Genomic DNA, 16,313 nt, shown 5'->3' on the forward strand with positions numbered 1-16,313 from the left:
CGGCAGGTCAAGGGCGAACGCCCGTTGGGCTTGCAGGTTGTCCGAGGGATAGGCGCCCGGCCGAGCCACCCGGCAAGCCGGGTCCATCTGGGATCGCGACAGCGTCGCGGCCGCGCACCCGTTGCGGGTGCGGCGGACGGAATTGTACTGCCTAACCGGCGCCTACCGCGGCGCGGGCGCCGGGCCGGCGTAGTATTGCGCCAGCGCCTGGATCTCCGCGTCGGTCAGGCGCTGCGAAAACGCCCGCATCACGCCGACATCGTCGTTCTGGCGCGATCCATTCCGAAACGCGTTCATCTGGTCGGTGAAATATTCCCGAGACTGCCCGGCCAGCCGCGGCAGCAACGGGCCCTCGCCCATGCCGCGCAGACCATGGCAATTGGCACAGGCGGGCAGGGCGCGCGCGCCGTCGCCTTCGACATCCAGCTTGCGCGCCGCCTCGCCGCCGAACTCGCCCACGTGCAGCGGCGGGCCGGCGAGAGTGCCGTAGTAGGCCGCCACCTGCCCGATTTCCTCTTCGGTCAGCGCGCGCGCGATGGTGTTCATCAGCGGTTGCACCCGCGTGCCGGATCGGAAGTCGCCCAATTGCTTGGCCAGATACTCGCTACGCAGGCCCGCCAGGTTGGGGAAGATGCCGCCAGTGGGTGTGATGCCGGCCGGGCCATGGCAGGCCACACAGGCCTGCACCCCCGCACCGGGCTTGCCGTTCGCGGCCAGCTGTTTGCCTGCTTCGGGATCGGCCTCGCGCAGCCATTTTTCCCAATCCGGGCGCGACGCAGTGAAATCGGTGGCGCTGCGTCCGGGCACGGGTTTCAGGGGGGCAGGCGGCTGGGCGCCCGATACGGCGGCAGGCGCCGTCGCGCCCGATACGGCGGCAGGCGCCGCCGCGCCCGATCCCGCGGCGGGACCCGGCGAGGCCGGCGCGGCGCCCGGTGCAGCCGGAGCCGCCGCTTGCCCCGCCGGCGCGGCCGCCTGCGGCGCCGGACTCGCGGCGGGCGGTGGCGGTTGCGGCACGGCCGAGGCCCGGATCGCCTCGTCGCCGCCCGCGCCCATCATCTGGTGCACGGTCGCGATGAGCGTGATGGCCGGCACCGCGACCATCAACCCGACAGTGAAGATGATGCCTTTGCGATGTTCGATCATGATGACACCAGCGGGCCCGGCGAACGCAGATAGTCCGCCTTGATTTTCTCTACGATCCAGTAGGCGGTGGCGCCCACGGTGCCTGTCGGGTTGTAGCCCGAGTTCTGCGGAAAGAGCGCGGCGCCCGTGACGAACACGTTGGGCACGTCCCACGACTGACCGTAGCGGTTGACGACGCTGGTGTTGGGATCGTCGCCCATCGCCGCGCCGCCCGTCAGGTGGGTCGACTGATACGCGGTCGCCGAAAACGGCCGCTTGCGCGGGCCCGGTTCGGTGCGGACGATGCCCTTCATGGCGCGTGCGATCTCGTCGCCTTTTTCCGTCAGAAAGGCCGACATGCGGATGTCGTTGTCGGGAAAATCGTAGGTCACCCGCAACAGCGGCAGGCCCCACGCATCCTTGTAGGTGGGATCCAGGCTCAGGTAGCCGCCGCGCCAGGGCTGCGCCGAGCCGGTGATGGTGATGTTGGCCGCATGGTTGTAGTAGCGCGCGACTGCCTTCTTCCATTCAGAGCCCCACGACGGCGTGCCCTTGGGCGTGGGATGAAAGCCGATCGGCGCGCCGCTGACGACCTGAATCTGCAGATAGCCGCCGCCGACGAAGCCCACGGGCCCATGGTCGAAGTTGTCGGCGCTGAAGTCGTCCATCGTCACCGCCACCGCGCCGGCGCCCATGAACGGGTTGATGTTGACCGACTCATCAAAAAACAGGTTCACGCCCGAGGTGGTCTGGTGCGTGTAGTTGCGGCCCACGACGCCGGTGTTGGTTGCCGGATCGAAGGGCTTGCCGATTCCCGAGAGCAACAGCAGCCGCACGTTGTTGATGCCGAACGCGGACAGCACGACGATTTCGGCCGGCTGGAAGACTTCTTCGCCACCGGCATCCACGTACGTCACGCCCCGGGCGCGCTTCTTGTCCGGCGTCAGCTCCACGCGCAGCACATGCGCGCCGGTGCGGATCTCGAAATTCTCCATCTTCATGGCCACCGGCAGGATGCACACCTGCGGCGAGGCCTTGGCGAAGTGCTCGCAACCAAAGTTGGAACAGAATCCGCAGTACACGCACGCGCTCATGTGCAGGCCTTCGGTGTTCACATAGGGCCGCGTACAAAGCGCGGACGGCTGCACGTAAGGGTGATAGCCCAGCTTGCGTGCGGCTTGCCCAAAGAGCGCCGGCGCGTAGGGCACCTTCATGGGCGGGTTGGGGTAGGGGCGCGAGCGCCACGGCTCGAACGGGTTGCCGCCTTCCTGTTTCTCGCCCTTGATGTTGCCCGCCTGGCCGGAAGCGCCGATCAGGTAATCGAAGCGATCAAAGTACGGCTCCAGCTCGTCATAGGTGATGCCCCAGTCCTGACAGGTCAGTTCCTTGTCGAAGATGTCCTTGCCATAGCGCTCGTTGTAATGGCTGCGCATGACGAAGTCGGTGGGATCGAAGCGGTAGTAGGCGCCCGACCAATGATTGCCCGCGCCGCCCAGATGCGTGCCGGGGTAGGCAAATTGCCACCGGCGCATCGGCAGCGCCTTCTGGTCCGTGTTGTTGCGGAACGTGTAGGTTTCGGTCGCGGCGTCCTGGTGCAGTTCGTGGCGGCGCGTGTACTTGAGTTCGTCGTGGACGTTGGGCCCCTGAAAGTCAGGCGACGGCCACCGTGCCTCGCCGCGTTCCAGCACCACGACCCGTTGCTTGGCGGCGGCAAGCTCCTTGCCGATGATGGAACCGGTCCATCCGCCTCCAATGATTGCCACGTCGACCGCCGGTAGCGTTTTAGCCATGCTTGCCTCCGGGCGTCATCTTGTGGCTCGTGGCGTTGGCAATGGACACCGGCTGGCCGGCCCAGATCACGCCGTGGCGCTCGATGTCGTTGGAAAACGAGGCAAACGCGCCCGGAAACCCCACGAGCTTCCACCCCACCATGTCCGCATTGCCGCCATAGAGCGGGTCCGAAAAGAACCCTTCGATCGTGCCTTCCAGCAACGCCTGGAAGAACACACCAGAGGGCAGGGGCGAGAAGTCGGGTTTGCCTTCCTGCATGTCGCGCAGCCAGGCGTCCTGGCGGACCGCATCCAATTCCGCGAACGGCTTGCCGTCCGCTTTGCGCGCCGCCGCGTCCAGCGCGGCCAGACCGCGCCGGAACATCTCGGCCGGTGTGAACGAAAGCTGGTAGCCCTGTTCCGGCGTGCCCGGTTCGAAAGGACCCTGGCGGTAGAGTTGGCTGCCCGCGCCCCAGGCGCCGGCAAGCTGGCCGTCAAGAAACAGCGTCACCCCCGCTTCCTTGGCGCCCGGACCCAGATCGTCGGCCGGAATCAGCCGCGCGGCGATGGCGTCCATCGTCAAGGCTTCCTGCGCATTGAAAAATTTGAGCGTCCGGTTGGGCGCGGCGCCGGTCGCGGCAGCGTCCGGCTGGGGGGCAGAAGGGGGATGGTCCGGTGCGCTGATTGCGCGGGGCGCCCAGGCGGCGCCGGGGACGCCGACGGCAAGGGCCTTGAGCAGCCCCCGCCGGCCGGGTACTGGTTGATCACGCATGTATCGCTCCCTCGGTGGGGCAGGCACGCCACTTGCCCCTGGATGAACAGAGATCCCGCGTCAGCTTATTGGCCTGGGGCTCAGTGTGTCACCGCTGTCGACCAAGGAGCAACCATGAAACACCCGATTCTGTATCTGTGCGCTACCGTCATGAGCGGCTTGCTTGCCACCGGCGCGTCGGCGCAGCGCGTTGAAAAAACGTTGGTTGCGCAGGCGCAGATGACGACGCCCGGCATGAGCGCCACCGGCCAGTCCAAGCGGGACCAGCCGTCCGGCGCGCAACAGCCGCCCGCGCAAACGCAGGGCGCGCAAGACAAGGGCGCAAACCATAAGGACGCAAAACAGAAACAGCGCGACCCCAGCCGGGACGAGCCCGCGCGGGCCGGAACGAGTCCGCGGCAAGACGACGCCGGCGCGGACACGCGAGGCGCCAAGGGCACGCCGGGCAGCAACACCGGCTCGACAGGGCACGGCGGCATGCCGGGCTCCGGCGCGTCGTCGGGCTCTGGCGGCACGGCTGACCTGCGCGGCCAATGAGCGTAGTAGCGGCCCCCATTCGCGCAATGCCGTGTTTCAGGTAAGATTCAGGATCCTGTAAGAAAGAGAGCCCGGCGGATATTCCGATGCGTCGCTGCCCCGGCAGCCTGGAGCCATCCGCCTTCTATGAACGAAGACCCTCCTCCTAGCAGGGCGCCGCACTTCTGCCGGCGCCCGACATCTTCTCCTCACACTGCCGCGGCAAGGCTTGTCTGCCCGCGCGCCGCCTCCCTGATCGCCACCGCGGCAACGCCGCGTCTGGGCGGCCGCGCGCCGCCTCGCCGGGTCACGTCCAATCGCGCACCTCTGCAACGATCGCGGTGCGCTCTTGATGCACTCCCTTCCCGTCGGCGCGCCCCGAACGCGCGCTCGCTTACGCTTTCCGTGGAAACCTGATGATTTTCGACTGGATGTCCGACCCCACCGCCTGGCTTGGCCTGGCGACGCTGGTCATTCTTGAAATTGTGCTGGGCATCGACAACCTGGTGTTCATTGCCATCCTGGCGGACAAGTTGCCGCCCGAACAGCGCAACCGCGCACGCCTCATTGGCCTGACGCTCGCGCTGGTGATGCGTTTGGGCCTGCTGGCCAGTATTGCCTGGGTGGTCACGCTGACCGCGCCGCTTTTCACCGTGCTGGGCGCCGAAATCTCCGGACGCGACCTGATATTGATCCTGGGCGGCCTGTTCCTGCTGTTCAAAGGCACGATGGAACTGCACGAACGCGTGGAAGGCAGCGCCAGCCACGACCAGGGGCAAAAGCCGCAGCACGCCGTCTTCTGGCAGGTCATTCTGCAGATCGTGGTGCTGGACGCCGTGTTCTCGCTGGACTCCGTCATCACCGCCGTGGGCATGGTGCAGGAACTGAGCATCATGATGATCGCCGTGGTGCTCGCAATGGCCGTCATGATGATCGCCAGCCGCCCGCTGATGGCATTCGTTGGCCGTCACCCGACGGTCGTGATCCTGTGTTTGGGCCTGTTGCTGATGATCGGTTTCAGCCTGGTCGCCGAAGGCCTGGGCTTCCACGTTCCCAAGGGTTACCTGTATGCGGCCATTGGCTTCTCGATCCTGATCGAGCTGTGCAACCAGCTGGCCCGCCGCAACCGCGCCCGAGGCACGCATGCGCTTGGCCGCCGGCAGCGCACGGCGCAGGCCGTGCTGCGCCTCTTGCGCGGCGGCCGTGCCGGCCAGCCGGTGTCTCAAGCCGATGAAGTGGTCGCGCTGGTGGACGGCGCCGGGGACGAGCCGGCCTTCGCGCCCGAGGAAAGCTCGATGATCGAGCGCGTGCTGTCCATCGGCACGCGCGACATCCGCTCCATCATGGTCCCGCGCGGCGACATGACGTGGCTGGATGTGTCCGACACGCCCGACGTGATCATTCGCAAGTTCGCCACCGGTCACTCGCGCTTGCCGCTGTGCGCGGGGGATCCGGCCAATGTACTGGGCGTGCTTCACTTCAAGGAGGTCCTGCCGCTGCTGCAGAACCCCGGCCCGATCGACCTGGTGGAACTGGCGCGCGAACCGCGCTACGTGATGGAAACCACGCCGGTGCTGAAGGTGCTGGATGAACTGCGCGCCTCGCGCGATCACATGCTGATCGTCGTCGATGAACACGGCGTGTGCGAAGGCCTGGTCACGCCGCTGGACGTGCTGGAAGCGGTGGCGGGCGACTTGCCTGAACACCAGGAAGACCACCCGGACGCCCTGCAGCTTTCCGATGGCTCGTGGCTGCTGGGCGGCCGCTTGTCCGTCGACGAAGCCGCACGTCTCCTGGAAGCGCCGGCGCTTGCCGACGACTATCCCGATGCAACGCTGGCCGGATGCCTGCTGCGCGCGGGCGGCCGGATCCCCGAAACGGGCGACACCGTAATGCTGCGTGACTGGGGGTTCGAAGTGACGCGGCGGGACGGCCTGCGAATCGACCAGGTGCATGCGCGTCCGCACCAGCCCGAAGTCAGCGCGGCCGACTGACGCACAGGGCGGCTCGCCACCGCCTCAACTGCAGATGCGGCGCCATGGCGACCGGTTCACCGGGCAATAGCCCGGACACCGCGTCGCCACGGCCTTGCCGCTCACGCATTGCGCGTTCGGCTCTGTGAAGCCGTATTCCATGCTGCCGTAGCATCCGCACAATTCCAGGATGGTGCCCGGCGGGTGTTTTGGCGGCTCGGCGGGCGCCTTTGCCGGCTTGGCGGTCTTTGTGGTGTTGGCGGCGGAGGTCGCGGCTGGCGCGGCCGGGGATGCCGCGGATCCGGCGTCGGCTGCCCCCGCGGCGGCGGGCGCAGCGGCCTCGGGCGGCGCGCGGTTCGATTTGGTTTCGCCCGCGCCCAGGCGTTCCTTCACCGCTGCCGCGCTCATCCCGCAGCGTTTGGCAATCGTCGCCACGCTGCGTCCCGCGTCCGACATCCCGCGCAAGGTCTTGTCGCTGCATGCCGCCTGCGCACCGGCTGGCGCGAGGACACTCAGCCACAGCAGCACGCATGCGATTGCTCCAGGCCTGCATAGCGTCATGTTGCGCCTCCCGCACCTTGGTGCGCCGGGGCAGGACCACGCCCAAGTTGGACCACAAGTGCGGGCTAGCGTAGAGCGGCTAAATCAAGCGTGTCAATGCGGCCCGATCGGATCGCCCGAAGGGATTGCGCCACCGGCCGCCGGCGGGCCGGACAGGCGCCATCCGGCCGGTATCCGGCCGAAGCCGGATCAGGCGTTTCAGCGCATCCGCGCAGAACTGGGTGTTCACGCGGGCACCGGGAAAGGCGCTCCAGCCACTACACGCGCGAAAGAAATGTCATCGACGGCGCGTTCGGCCTGCTTGCGAGCAGCAGCAAGATAAGCCGGCCCACGGGCCGTTCCCTCCACCGATACAAACGTCACCTGTTTCAACCCGATGGTCGCCAGCACGTGCCGCAGGTATGGCGTCAGGAAGTCCGGCTGACGGGCCTCTTCGCCGCTGAAGGTCCCGCCCGACGAGATCGCGACAAACACGGGGCGGTCCGCCAGCAATCCGACCTTGCCCTGCGGCGTGATGTGAAACGTATTGCGCACCCGGACGACAAGGTCCAGCCATGCCTTCAACGCGGAGGGGACGGTGAAGTTGTGCATGGGCGTGGCCAGCACGACGTGGCTGGCGTTTTCCAGCATCCGGATCAGCGCGCCCGACGCGTGCAGCGAACCGCGCCCGAGCACGTCGGCGGCAGGATCCGCCGGCGCGGCCAGCGCCGCGGCATAGTCGCTGTCCGCATGGGTGAGGGTGGTGGCGTCGAACTCCACGACCTCCAGGCCGCCGGCCGGCGCCGAACGCACGAGGCGGTCGACGATGCGCTGGGACAGGCGATAGCTCTCGGAATCGAGCCCCCGCGGGCTGCAGCGGATACGAAGAATGCTCATTGGGTGTTTCCTTTCAAGGATTTGCTGAACCGGATGGCGCTGGTCAACAGGCCCTGCCGGAAGTAGAAGCGTTGCGCCAGCGCGTTGCCCAGCCCGGTGTCCAGCACCAGCTTGTCGCAGTCCGCGCCGCGCGCCAGGTGATCCAGCTCGGCGATCAGCCGGGCGCCCCAGCGGCTGCCGCGCGCCGACGGCGCCACCACCAGGTCGTCCACGTACAGGAACCGCCCGTAGATCAGGTTTTCCTGATACCGGTATCCCGCCAGCGCCAGCGCCTCGCCGTCGCGCATGACGGCGAGCAGGCGATAGTTCTGCTGGTGCATGCGGGCCAGTCGTTCGACAAACGCGTCGTCGTGGGCAAGATGGGGTCGCAGCTCGCGCATCAGCGGCAGGCAGGCCTGCCATTCTTCCGGGGTCTCCAGATGGCGCAAGGACGGTTCCGTGGATGTGTGCATGGGATCAGTAGTTCGAAGTTCAGGGCGCGAAGCGTACGCCCACCGTGAGTAAGAATCTTAAAAACCACATGCCATAATTTGAAGGGCCATAAATGCGCTTACGGACTATGCCATGATTCCTGCAACCCCCGACGGTCTGCAAACCGTCTCTGACGCCGCCGGTCATCCGCTCTACCGCCAGATCTATGAGCGGTTCCGGGGCGCCATCGCCGAGGGCACCCTCAAACCCGGCGACCGCATCCCGTCGGCACGCGCGCTAGCCAAGGAAATCGGCGTGGCGCGCGGCACCATCGAGGTCGCCTATTCGCTGCTGGCGTCCGAGGGCTACATCCAGGCGCGCGGCCAGGCCGGCACCGTGGTCGCTCCCAACCTGCAACCGGTTGCGCGCTCCGCGCCCGCCGCAAAGGCCCGGCCCGCTGAGGCGCCGGAAGACGGCTGGCAACGTCCGGCCGCACCGTTGCCTTTTCAGATGGGGCTGCCCGCGCTCGACGCCTTTCCGCGCAAGATCTGGGCGCGTCTGGGCGCGCGCCATCTGCGCGGCATGCAGCCGCCGGACCTTGCGTACCCCGATCCCTCGGGCTTGCTCGCGCTCAGGACCGCGACGGCCGCCTACCTGCAGGTGGCGCGCGGCATCCAGTGCACGCCCAGCCAGGTGTTCATCACGTCGGGCTACAACAACACCCTGCAGCTCATCATGCAGGCGTTGTTCAAGCCCGGCGATTCGGTCTGGGTGGAAGACCCCGGCTATCCGCCCACGCGGGCGCTGCTGGCGCAGGCTGGGATGCAGGCCGTGCCGGTGCGGGTGGACGGGGAAGGGCTGGTCGTGGAGGCGGGCATTGCGCAGGAGCCGCGGGCCCGGGCGGCGGTCGTGACGCCCGCACACCAAAGTCCGCTATGCCTGTCGCTGTCGCTGCCCCGGCGCCAGGCGCTGCTGGACTGGGCTGAACGCAGCAGCGCGTGGATCGTGGAGGACGATTACGACGGCGAATACCGCTACGTCGGCCGTCCGCTGCCGGCCCTGAAAAGCCTGGACCGCCAGGGTCGCGTGCTGTATTCGGGCACCTTCAGCAAGGTGCTGTTTCCCGGCATGCGGCTCGCCTACCTGGTGGTGCCCGAGGAGCAGGCGCCGCGCTTCGAGCGTCTGTGCATGCTGCTGGCGGGCGGCGCGCCGGCGTTGACGCAGGCCGTGCTGGCCTCGTTCATCAACGAAGGACACTTCGCGCGCCATATCCAGCGTATGCGCCGGCTGTACAGCGAACGGCGCGAGGCCACGGCCGCGGCGCTGTCCAGCGTGCTGGGCAACCGGTTGCGCATCGATCCGCAGCCGGGCGGCATGCACCTGGTGGCGCGGCTGGACGGCCATCAGACCGATCGCGAACTTGCGGCGCGCATGCTGCGGCAGGGCCTGTACGCCCATGCCTTGTCGCACTGGTCGGCGGCGCCGGACGCACGCGCCGGCCTGCTCATGAGCTTCACCAATATCGTCTCGGCCGAGCAGGCGGAGCAACTGGCGCGCCGCATCCTGCAGCTCATGTGAGTCGCGGCAGGAGAGCGCCGGTCAGTTCAAGCCGGCCTTGTCCAGGCCATAGGCCTTGTCCGCGGACCCGGGCTCGGTGCGAAATGCGACGTTCAGCCGGTTCCAGCCATTGATGCCGACCACCAGGAAGGTCAGGTCCGACAGTTCGGTTTCCGTGAACTGCGCCCGCACGGCATCGTAGATCTCGTCCGGCACGCCGTGCGGCGGCAGCGTCGTAAGCGCCTCGGTCCATTCCAGCGCGGCGCGTTCGCGCGGCGAGAAAAGGGGCGATTCGCGCCAGATGGCGACGTGATGCAGGCGCAGCGCTCGCTCGCCCTTGATCGTGGCTTCCTTGACGTGCATGTCCAGGCAGAATCCGCAGCCGTTGATCTGCGAGGCACGGATATCGACCAGCGAGCCAAGCTCCTGGACCACAGGCGTCTTCTTCAGCGCCATGCTGAAGTCCAGATACTTCTTCGACAGGACTTCGGACACCTGGAAATAATTCAACCGTTGGCTCATGTTCAGACCTTTCTATTGCAATGGGATGGGGGAATGACCGGCAAATGATGGCGCCGATTGGCCTACCGCTGAAGTGCCAAGAACCCATTTTTGATATGGGCCATGATGCGTTGGGCGGTGCGCCCGCCAAGCGCCAATTCCTGACATTTATCCGATTGAATCCCGGCCGTGGCCCGGCTATAAGCTTGGTGCTGGGGCCTTTTATAAAATCGCCGCCCCGATTCCCCACGAAGCCCGAGCCGATGCCGCACCCATCCCCCCATGACGAACATGTCGACAGCAAGCCGGCCACCGGCGCGCGCGCCCAGACGGACCGAGGGTCCTGTCTTGAAGTGTTTCTGGTGTTCCTGCGCCTGGGCCTGACGTCCTTTGGCGGACCGGTCGCGCATCTGGGTTACTTCCGCACCGAATTTGTCGATCGGCGCCGATGGCTCGACGATTACACCTTTTCGGACCTGGTCGCGCTGTGCCAGTTTCTGCCGGGCCCGGCCAGCAGTCAGGTCGGCATGGCGATCGGCCTGCGCCGCGCCGGGTGGGCCGGCATGCTGGCCGCTTGGGTCGCCTTTACGCTGCCTTCGGCGCTCGCCCTGATCGGATTTGCGATGGGGCTTGCCCACTACGGCTGGCTTTCCGGGTCGGCGGCCATTCATGGGCTGAAAGTGGCGGCCGTGGCCATCGTTGCGCAGGCGGTTTGGGGAATGGGCCGTTCGCTGTGCCCGGACCGATCCCGCGCCGCGCTGGCGGTCGCCGCCGCATTACTCACGGTGGTGCTGCCGGCCGCGCTGGCGCAGATCGGCGCCGTGGTGCTGGGCGCGGTGATCGGTGCGGCCTTCCTGCAATTGCCGGCCCGTCCCGTCCTGTCCCACGCGCCTTCCGGCGTATCGCGCGCGGCGGGCGTGGCCTCGCTGGTGCTCTTTGCCGTGCTGATGGCGGGGCTGCCGCTCTGGGCGCTCATCTCCAGCGGCGCGCTGGCGGGCCAGATCGACGGCTTCTATCGCGCCGGCGCGCTGGTCTTTGGCGGCGGGCACGTGGTGCTGCCGCTGCTGGAGACGGCGTCGGTCTCCACCGGCATGGTGTCCAGCGCGGATTTCCTGGCCGGTTACGGTGCGGCCCAGGCCATGCCCGGGCCCTTGTTCACCTTCGCGGCCTTCCTGGGCGCGATGTCGTCCGGCCCCTTGTCCGGATGGGCGGGCGGCTTGCTGCTTCTCTGTGTCATCTTCGTGCCGGGCGCCTTGCTGCTTACCGCGGCGCTGCCGTTTTGGGACACGCTGCGGCGCCGGCCAGGTGTGCGCAACATGGTGGCCGGCGTCAATGCCAGCGTCGTCGGCATCCTGCTCGGCGCGCTGTATGACCCCGTCTGGACCAGCGCAATCCTGGGCAAGGCCGACTTTGGCCTCGCGCTGTTGCTGTTCGCGTTGCTGGTCTATGCCCGCTGGTCGCCGTTATGGGTGGTGCTGCTGGCGGCCGTCAGCGGCTGGTCGCTCGGCTGGCTGGTCTAACGCGCCGGCGCCAGCCGCCGGCGCGTCGTCACGACGTCCAGCGCGGCGGGCGTTTCTGCAGGAAGGCGTCGATGCCTTCGCACGCGTCCGCCTCCATCATGTTGCGGGCCATCACGTCGCCCGCGTAATCATAGGCATCGGCCAGGGCCATCTGCCGCTGCTTGTAGAACATCCGCTTGCCGTAACGCACGGCCGCCGGGCTCTTGGCCAGGATGTCGTCCACCAGCGTGCGCACACGGGCATCCAATTCGCTCTCGGGCGCCGCCGCGTTGATCAGCCCCCAGTCCACAGCCTGGGAAGCATCGATAAAGCGCGCAGTCATCAGCATCTCGAAGGCGCGCTTGGCAGACACGTTGCGGGTCAGGGCCACTGCAGGCGTGGCGCAGAACAGACCGACATTGATGCCGGACACGGCGAACTTCGCCGTGTCGGCGGCCACCGCCAGATCGCAGCTCGCGACCAGTTGGCATCCCGCGGCGGTTGCAATGCCGCGCACCTTGGCAATCACCGGGACGGGCAGCGCCTGCAAGCCTTGCATGACGCTGCCGCATCGGGCAAAGAGCGCCCGGTAGTAATCAAGGCCCGGCTGGCTGCGCATCTCGCGCAAGTCATGGCCCGCGCAGAACGCGCGGCCGGCCGACTCCAGCACCACGCAGCGGACGTCGGCATCGCATGCCAGTGTGTCGATTGCCTGTTGCAACGCGGCCAGCATCGCCTCGGACAAGGCGTTGAACTGGGATGGGCGGTTCAGGCGCAGCGTGACGACGCCGCCTTCGGCGCTGCGCAGCAGCACCGGTTCGTCCGCGGGTTTTTCGATGGACATGTCGCCTCCAGGTGGTTGTTCCTGGATACTAGCGCACGCCCCGCACCCACTGGCTCAGGAACCGGCGGCCAGGCGCCGGCCCAACGCCGGCGAGAGCAGCAGCAGCGGCGCCACGATGACCGCGCCGACCAGCGCCATGGCCGCCTGAGGCGCCATGCCGCTGTCCAGCAGCAGGGTGGCGATCACCGCCGACCCGCTCATCTGGAAGAGGCCATACACGGCGGCGGCAGTGCCCGCCCGGTCGGCAAAAGGCTCGAGCGCCAGGCTCAGCCCCGATCCCAGCGCCAGCGAGAATCCGACGGTAAACACCGTGACCGGCAGCATGAAGACCCAGGCCGACAGGGGCATCCACAGCCACGCGCTGACCTGCAGGACCGACGCCAGCAGGAGGGCGGCCATGCCGACGCGCACCATGGTGTAGCGGCCATGGCGCGCGATGAAGGCGGGCGCCAGGAAAAACGCCGCGATGTTGATGGTTGCATTCGCCCCAAACCATGCCGAAAAGCCCAGCTCGCTGTACCCAAGCTGCTCGACCAGCACGACGGGCGCAGCCGACACGAACACCAGGATCATCGCCATGCCCGCCATGCCGAAGCACGCAAAGTAGAGGAACCGTCCGCTGGTGACGATGGACGCATAGCGGGGCAGGCTGTACAGCGCGCCTGGCCGGTGCGCCAGCTTGGCCCGGGTTTCCTCGAAGCGCACGGCCAGCAGCGCCGCCAATGCCAGCGCGAACACCGTCATGAAGACGAACGTGCTGCGCCAGCCTGCATGCAGGGCCAGCACGCCGCCCACCATCGGCGCCAGCGCGGGCACGGAACATAGCGCGCCGTTCAGATAGCTGTAGACGCGCGCGCCGACGGCCGGGGTAAAGCAATCCCGCACGGCGGCAAACGCGACCAGCGATGCCGAACACGCGCCTAGTCCCTGGATGACGCGCGCCGCGTAAAACACCTCGAGGGACGTTGCCGACGCGCCCAGCGCCGAGCCTGCCAGATATGCCACGGCGCCGCACAGGGCCACGGGCCGGCGGCCATAGCGGTCGGCCAGCGGGCCGATCAGCACCTGGCCCACGCCCACCGCAAAAATGAACAGGGTGATGCTGGATTGCAAGGCGCCGATGGGCTCGCCAAACGCCAATGCCATGGCGGGCAGGGAAGGCAGGTAGATGTCGATGGCCATCGGCGTGAGCGTGACCAGTCCCATCAAAAGACCGATCAGCCAGCGCTGGCCTCGGGGCGTCAAGGCAGACTTCATACGAGGCTCTGGGCCCATTGCAGACCCGGGAAAACCCGACATTATCCATGATCGCCTCCGCCCGCGCAGGCGTAGAATGCCGTACCCATGAACCCGTCTGCCTTGCGCCCTCGCATCGTCATCCTGTATTGCACGCAGTGCCAATGGCTGCTGCGCGCGGGCTGGATGGCGCAGGAATTGCTTTCCACGTTTTCGACGGATCTGGGCGAGGTGGCGCTGCAGCCCGGCACCGGCGGAATTTTCCAGATCACCTACGACGGCGATCTGATCTGGGACCGCAAGCGCGACGGCGGCTTCCCCGACGCCAAGGTGCTGAAGCAGCGCGTGCGCGACCGCCTGGATCCGGGCCGCCCGCTTGGCCACATCGACGGCCATACCGCCGCGCCGGAAAGCTGACCCGGAACGCGTGCACGCATCGCTGAGCCGCATCGCTGACCGGGCAGCCAGGCAAAAAAAGGCCGGTCCTTTTGAGACCGGCCAAAGCAGCACTACCCCGATTCTTGATTTGCGTCTACGCGGCAGACTCCGCGTGCCTGAGCGCTTCGCGCGCCTTGCGCTGGCGCAGCGCCGACACGGCCAGCAGGGCGATCAGCCCCACGCAGGCCAGGATGAAGCCCAGGCTGATGGGCCGCGTCACGAAGATCGACAGCTCACCGCGCGACAGCAGCAGGGCGCGGCGGAAGTTCTCTTCCACCATGGGCCCGAGCACGAAGCCGAGCAGCAGCGGCGCCGGTTCGAACCGCAGCCGGATCAACGCGTAGCCCGCGGCGCCGAACAAGGTCACCATCCCCACGTCGAAGAGGTTGTTGTTCGTGCTGTACACCCCCACGCAGACGAAGAACAGTGCGGCAGGGAACAGATAGCGGAAGGGAACCGTCAACAGACGCACCCACATGCCGATGAGCGGCAGGTTCAGGAGCAGCAGCAGCACGTTGCCGACCCAGAAGCTGGCGATCAGCCCCCAGAACATGTCGGCGTGCTCGACCATCATCTGCGGACCCGGCTGGATGCCGTGAATGATCAGCGCGCCCAGCATCAGCGCCATGACGGGATCGCCAGGGATGCCCAGGCTCATCGTCGGAATGAAGCTGGTCTGCGTCGAAGCGCTGGTTGCGGCTTCCGGACCGGCGATGCCTTCGATGGCCCCGCGGCCAAAGCGGCGCGGTTCACGGGCAACCTTCTTTTCCGTGGCGTACGAGATGAACGACGCGATGGTCGGACCCGTGCCCGGCAGGATGCCGAACGCCGCACCGATCGCCGTACCGCGCACCAGCGCGCCGCGCGACTGCTTGATGTCGCCGGCTTCCGGACGCATGGACTTCATGCTCACCTTCGTCGAGGTGACCTTGCTGTCGCCGCCGATGCGATTGATGTTCTTCAGGAAATCCGCCACGCCGAACAGCCCCATGGCCAGCGCCACGATCTGCAGCCCGTCGGACAGTTCCAGAATGCCGAAGTGAAAGCGCATTGTGCCGGTGTTCACGTCCGTGCCCACCACGCCCAGCAGCAGGCCGACCACCACCATCGCCACGCCCTTGATCGCCGAACCCTTGGCCAGCGTTGCGCCGGCCAGCAGGCCCAGCATCATCATAGAGAAGTACTCGGCGGGACCGAACTTGAACGCGACGTCGACCAGCAGCGGCGAGAACAGGATCATTGCCAGGATGCCGACAGACGCGCCGCAGAACGACGAGAACATCAGCATGAAAAGGGCCGAGCCCGCCTTGCCGTTGCGCGCGAGCGGATTGCCGTCCAGGCAGGCCACCGCGTGCGACGCCGTGCCGGGCAGGTTCAACATGATCGACGTGATGCCGCCGCCGTACTGCGAGCCGTAGTAGATGCCGGACAGCATCACCAGCGCCGCGGTGGGCGTCATCGTGTAGGTCAGGGGCAGCAGAATCGAAATGGCGGCCAGCACGCCCATGCCCGGCAGCACGCCGATCAGGTTGCCCATGAACACGCCAAAGATGGCCCACATCAGGTTGTCCAGCGCGAAAGCGACCGAAAACCCGTGCATCAGGTTATTGAAGATTTCCATGGATCAACCCCAGCGGAACAACGGAAACTGCAGTTGCAGCGCCCAGGAGAACACGGCCACGCCAAGCACCGTGACGCCGGCGGCAAGGATGGCTGCGGAGCGCCAGGTATGCTGGCGGTCGCCCATGGCAGAGATGAAGACCAGCACGAACGTCGCCGGCACCAGGCCGCCGAACTTGCCGATGAGGATGAAGGAAAGCAGGCCGCCGATGATGCAGCCCCAGCCGCGCCATTCGGGCGGCGCGACTTCTTCGGCATCTTCCTCGGCGGCCACGGGCGAAGCCGCCATCTTGGCGATGGCCAAGCCAAGAAGCACCAGCAGCACGCCCAGAATGGCCGGGAACATGCCCGGGCCCATGCGGTCCAGGGTTCCCAATGTGTAGGTTGACGCCTGCGCGATGGCGCCCAGGCCCAGCACGATCATCGTGCCCGCAGCCCACGCCTCGCGCCGCACGGCGCTGCGTTTTGATTGCATGGTCTTTTCCTCCCGTTGTTGTGCTTTTGCCTGACTGAGGTCTGAACAAAAGCTGACACTGCAATGAATGCGGGAGTCTAAAAATCCAAACTTCCGTTCACCTTTCAAGGCGTGCGAAAGTTGCGCGCGGGTGTCGCGATAGC

The 16,313-nt window shown here is 67.0% G+C and carries 16 protein-coding genes and 1 other annotated feature; of the genes, 5 read left to right on the forward strand and 11 right to left on the reverse strand.

Annotated elements, in window-relative coordinates:
* Nucleotides 1–35: 35 nt before the first annotated feature.
* Nucleotides 36–88 (reverse strand) — a sequence feature (sul1 is cis-regulatory element that is thought to sense ions involved in sulfur or methionine metabolism; They are found in Alphaproteobacteria).
* A gap of 74 nt (nucleotides 89–162) precedes the next feature.
* From ASD87_RS04660 to ASD87_RS04670, 3 genes are read right to left on the reverse strand one after another with little or no spacing between them, the layout of a single operon-like run.
* Nucleotides 163–1,143: a c-type cytochrome gene (locus ASD87_RS04660; RefSeq protein WP_056317773.1), complete on the reverse strand. Its 981-nt coding sequence runs from the start codon at nucleotides 1,141–1,143 to the stop codon at nucleotides 163–165.
* Nucleotides 1,140–2,912, reverse strand: a complete 1,773-nt coding sequence (locus ASD87_RS04665; RefSeq protein WP_056317776.1) for a GMC family oxidoreductase — start codon at nucleotides 2,910–2,912, stop codon at nucleotides 1,140–1,142. Before ASD87_RS04665 ends, ASD87_RS04660 begins: the two co-directional genes overlap by 4 nt.
* Complete coding sequence (locus ASD87_RS04670) at nucleotides 2,905–3,663, reverse strand: gluconate 2-dehydrogenase subunit 3 family protein (RefSeq protein ID WP_056317780.1); 759 nt, start codon at nucleotides 3,661–3,663, stop codon at nucleotides 2,905–2,907. Before ASD87_RS04670 ends, ASD87_RS04665 begins: the two co-directional genes overlap by 8 nt.
* 114 nt (nucleotides 3,664–3,777) lie before the next feature.
* On the opposite strand from ASD87_RS04670, the gene ASD87_RS04675 reads away from it, so the two are divergent.
* Both ASD87_RS04675 and ASD87_RS04680 read left to right on the forward strand, forming a co-directional pair.
* Nucleotides 3,778–4,200, forward strand: a complete 423-nt coding sequence (locus ASD87_RS04675; RefSeq protein ID WP_156403376.1) for a hypothetical protein — start codon at nucleotides 3,778–3,780, stop codon at nucleotides 4,198–4,200.
* A 395-nt stretch (nucleotides 4,201–4,595) separates the two neighbouring features.
* Nucleotides 4,596–6,173 (forward strand): TerC family protein, encoded by a 1,578-nt coding sequence (locus tag ASD87_RS04680; RefSeq protein ID WP_056317786.1) that lies wholly within the window; start codon nucleotides 4,596–4,598, stop codon nucleotides 6,171–6,173.
* 24 nt (nucleotides 6,174–6,197) lie between these two features.
* Here ASD87_RS04680 and ASD87_RS04685 read toward each other — a convergent pair whose 3' ends face one another.
* The 3 genes from ASD87_RS04685 to ASD87_RS04695 all read right to left on the reverse strand — a co-directional run bounded on the left by ASD87_RS04685 (nucleotide 6,198) and on the right by ASD87_RS04695 (nucleotide 8,041).
* The gene (locus tag ASD87_RS04685; RefSeq protein WP_056317790.1) at nucleotides 6,198–6,680 is read right to left on the reverse strand and encodes a hypothetical protein; all 483 of its coding nucleotides are present in this window, start codon (nucleotides 6,678–6,680) and stop codon (nucleotides 6,198–6,200) included.
* 258 nt (nucleotides 6,681–6,938) lie between these two features.
* On the reverse strand, nucleotides 6,939–7,589 hold the full coding sequence (locus ASD87_RS04690; protein ID WP_056317793.1) for an FMN-dependent NADH-azoreductase: 651 nt from the start codon (nucleotides 7,587–7,589) through the stop codon (nucleotides 6,939–6,941).
* Complete coding sequence (locus ASD87_RS04695; RefSeq protein ID WP_056317796.1) at nucleotides 7,586–8,041, reverse strand: GNAT family N-acetyltransferase; 456 nt, start codon at nucleotides 8,039–8,041, stop codon at nucleotides 7,586–7,588. The genes ASD87_RS04690 and ASD87_RS04695 overlap by 4 nt, the downstream gene beginning before the upstream one ends.
* Before the next feature lie 112 nt (nucleotides 8,042–8,153).
* On the opposite strand from ASD87_RS04695, the gene ASD87_RS04700 reads away from it, so the two are divergent.
* Complete coding sequence (locus tag ASD87_RS04700; RefSeq protein ID WP_056317799.1) at nucleotides 8,154–9,578, forward strand: PLP-dependent aminotransferase family protein; 1,425 nt, start codon at nucleotides 8,154–8,156, stop codon at nucleotides 9,576–9,578.
* 21 nt (nucleotides 9,579–9,599) lie between these two features.
* Here the strand turns inward: ASD87_RS04700 and ASD87_RS04705 are convergent, their stop codons facing one another.
* Nucleotides 9,600–10,079 carry a carboxymuconolactone decarboxylase family protein gene (locus tag ASD87_RS04705; protein ID WP_056317802.1) on the reverse strand — a complete coding sequence of 160 codons (480 nt, stop codon included), beginning with the start codon at nucleotides 10,077–10,079 and terminating at the stop codon, nucleotides 9,600–9,602.
* 242 nt (nucleotides 10,080–10,321) lie between these two features.
* Here ASD87_RS04705 and chrA point away from each other — a divergent pair, with 242 nt between their 5' ends.
* Nucleotides 10,322–11,578, forward strand: a complete 1,257-nt coding sequence (gene chrA / locus ASD87_RS04710) for a chromate efflux transporter (RefSeq protein WP_056317803.1) — start codon at nucleotides 10,322–10,324, stop codon at nucleotides 11,576–11,578.
* 28 nt (nucleotides 11,579–11,606) lie between these two features.
* Here the strand turns inward: chrA and ASD87_RS04715 are convergent, their stop codons facing one another.
* Together ASD87_RS04715 and ASD87_RS04720 are read right to left on the reverse strand one after the other, a co-directional pair.
* Complete coding sequence (locus ASD87_RS04715; protein ID WP_056317806.1) at nucleotides 11,607–12,401, reverse strand: enoyl-CoA hydratase; 795 nt, start codon at nucleotides 12,399–12,401, stop codon at nucleotides 11,607–11,609.
* Nucleotides 12,402–12,455: 54 nt separating this feature from the next.
* Nucleotides 12,456–13,658: a multidrug effflux MFS transporter gene (locus tag ASD87_RS04720; protein ID WP_056317810.1), complete on the reverse strand. Its 1,203-nt coding sequence runs from the start codon at nucleotides 13,656–13,658 to the stop codon at nucleotides 12,456–12,458.
* Between the two features lie 87 nt (nucleotides 13,659–13,745).
* Here ASD87_RS04720 and ASD87_RS04725 point away from each other — a divergent pair, with 87 nt between their 5' ends.
* Nucleotides 13,746–14,054, forward strand: coding sequence for a SelT/SelW/SelH family protein (locus ASD87_RS04725; RefSeq protein WP_056317812.1), 309 nt, complete (start codon nucleotides 13,746–13,748; stop codon nucleotides 14,052–14,054).
* Nucleotides 14,055–14,169: 115 nt separating this feature from the next.
* On the opposite strand, the gene ASD87_RS04730 is transcribed toward ASD87_RS04725, so the two are convergent.
* Together ASD87_RS04730 and ASD87_RS04735 are read right to left on the reverse strand one after the other, a co-directional pair.
* Complete coding sequence (locus tag ASD87_RS04730; protein ID WP_056317816.1) at nucleotides 14,170–15,696, reverse strand: tripartite tricarboxylate transporter permease; 1,527 nt, start codon at nucleotides 15,694–15,696, stop codon at nucleotides 14,170–14,172.
* A 3-nt stretch (nucleotides 15,697–15,699) separates the two neighbouring features.
* Nucleotides 15,700–16,170 (reverse strand): tripartite tricarboxylate transporter TctB family protein, encoded by a 471-nt coding sequence (locus tag ASD87_RS04735; RefSeq protein ID WP_056317818.1) that lies wholly within the window; start codon nucleotides 16,168–16,170, stop codon nucleotides 15,700–15,702.
* Between the last annotated feature and the right edge of the window lie 143 nt (nucleotides 16,171–16,313).

Source organism: Achromobacter sp. Root170 (assembly GCF_001428165.1).
GTDB lineage: Bacteria > Pseudomonadota > Gammaproteobacteria > Burkholderiales > Burkholderiaceae_B > Achromobacter > Achromobacter mucicolens.

What these genes read in the sequence shown, in the direction of transcription:
- ASD87_RS04660 (WP_056317773.1), bottom strand. Translation starts at nt 1,143, where the DNA reads ATGATCGAACATCGCAAAGGCATCATCTTCACTGTCGGGTTGATGGTC.
- ASD87_RS04665 (WP_056317776.1), bottom strand. Translation starts at nt 2,912, where the DNA reads ATGGCTAAAACGCTACCGGCGGTCGACGTGGCAATCATTGGAGGCGGA.
- ASD87_RS04670 (WP_056317780.1), bottom strand. Translation starts at nt 3,663, where the DNA reads ATGCGTGATCAACCAGTACCCGGCCGGCGGGGGCTGCTCAAGGCCCTT.
- ASD87_RS04675 (WP_156403376.1), top strand. Translation starts at nt 3,778, where the DNA reads ATGAAACACCCGATTCTGTATCTGTGCGCTACCGTCATGAGCGGCTTG.
- ASD87_RS04680 (WP_056317786.1), top strand. Translation starts at nt 4,596, where the DNA reads ATGATTTTCGACTGGATGTCCGACCCCACCGCCTGGCTTGGCCTGGCG.
- ASD87_RS04690 (WP_056317793.1), bottom strand. Translation starts at nt 7,589, where the DNA reads ATGAGCATTCTTCGTATCCGCTGCAGCCCGCGGGGGCTCGATTCCGAG.
- ASD87_RS04695 (WP_056317796.1), bottom strand. Translation starts at nt 8,041, where the DNA reads ATGCACACATCCACGGAACCGTCCTTGCGCCATCTGGAGACCCCGGAA.
- ASD87_RS04700 (WP_056317799.1), top strand. Translation starts at nt 8,154, where the DNA reads ATGATTCCTGCAACCCCCGACGGTCTGCAAACCGTCTCTGACGCCGCC.
- ASD87_RS04705 (WP_056317802.1), bottom strand. Translation starts at nt 10,079, where the DNA reads ATGAGCCAACGGTTGAATTATTTCCAGGTGTCCGAAGTCCTGTCGAAG.
- chrA (WP_056317803.1), top strand. Translation starts at nt 10,322, where the DNA reads ATGCCGCACCCATCCCCCCATGACGAACATGTCGACAGCAAGCCGGCC.
- ASD87_RS04715 (WP_056317806.1), bottom strand. Translation starts at nt 12,401, where the DNA reads ATGTCCATCGAAAAACCCGCGGACGAACCGGTGCTGCTGCGCAGCGCC.
- ASD87_RS04720 (WP_056317810.1), bottom strand. Translation starts at nt 13,658, where the DNA reads ATGAAGTCTGCCTTGACGCCCCGAGGCCAGCGCTGGCTGATCGGTCTT.
- ASD87_RS04725 (WP_056317812.1), top strand. Translation starts at nt 13,746, where the DNA reads ATGAACCCGTCTGCCTTGCGCCCTCGCATCGTCATCCTGTATTGCACG.
- ASD87_RS04730 (WP_056317816.1), bottom strand. Translation starts at nt 15,696, where the DNA reads ATGGAAATCTTCAATAACCTGATGCACGGGTTTTCGGTCGCTTTCGCG.
- ASD87_RS04735 (WP_056317818.1), bottom strand. Translation starts at nt 16,170, where the DNA reads ATGCAATCAAAACGCAGCGCCGTGCGGCGCGAGGCGTGGGCTGCGGGC.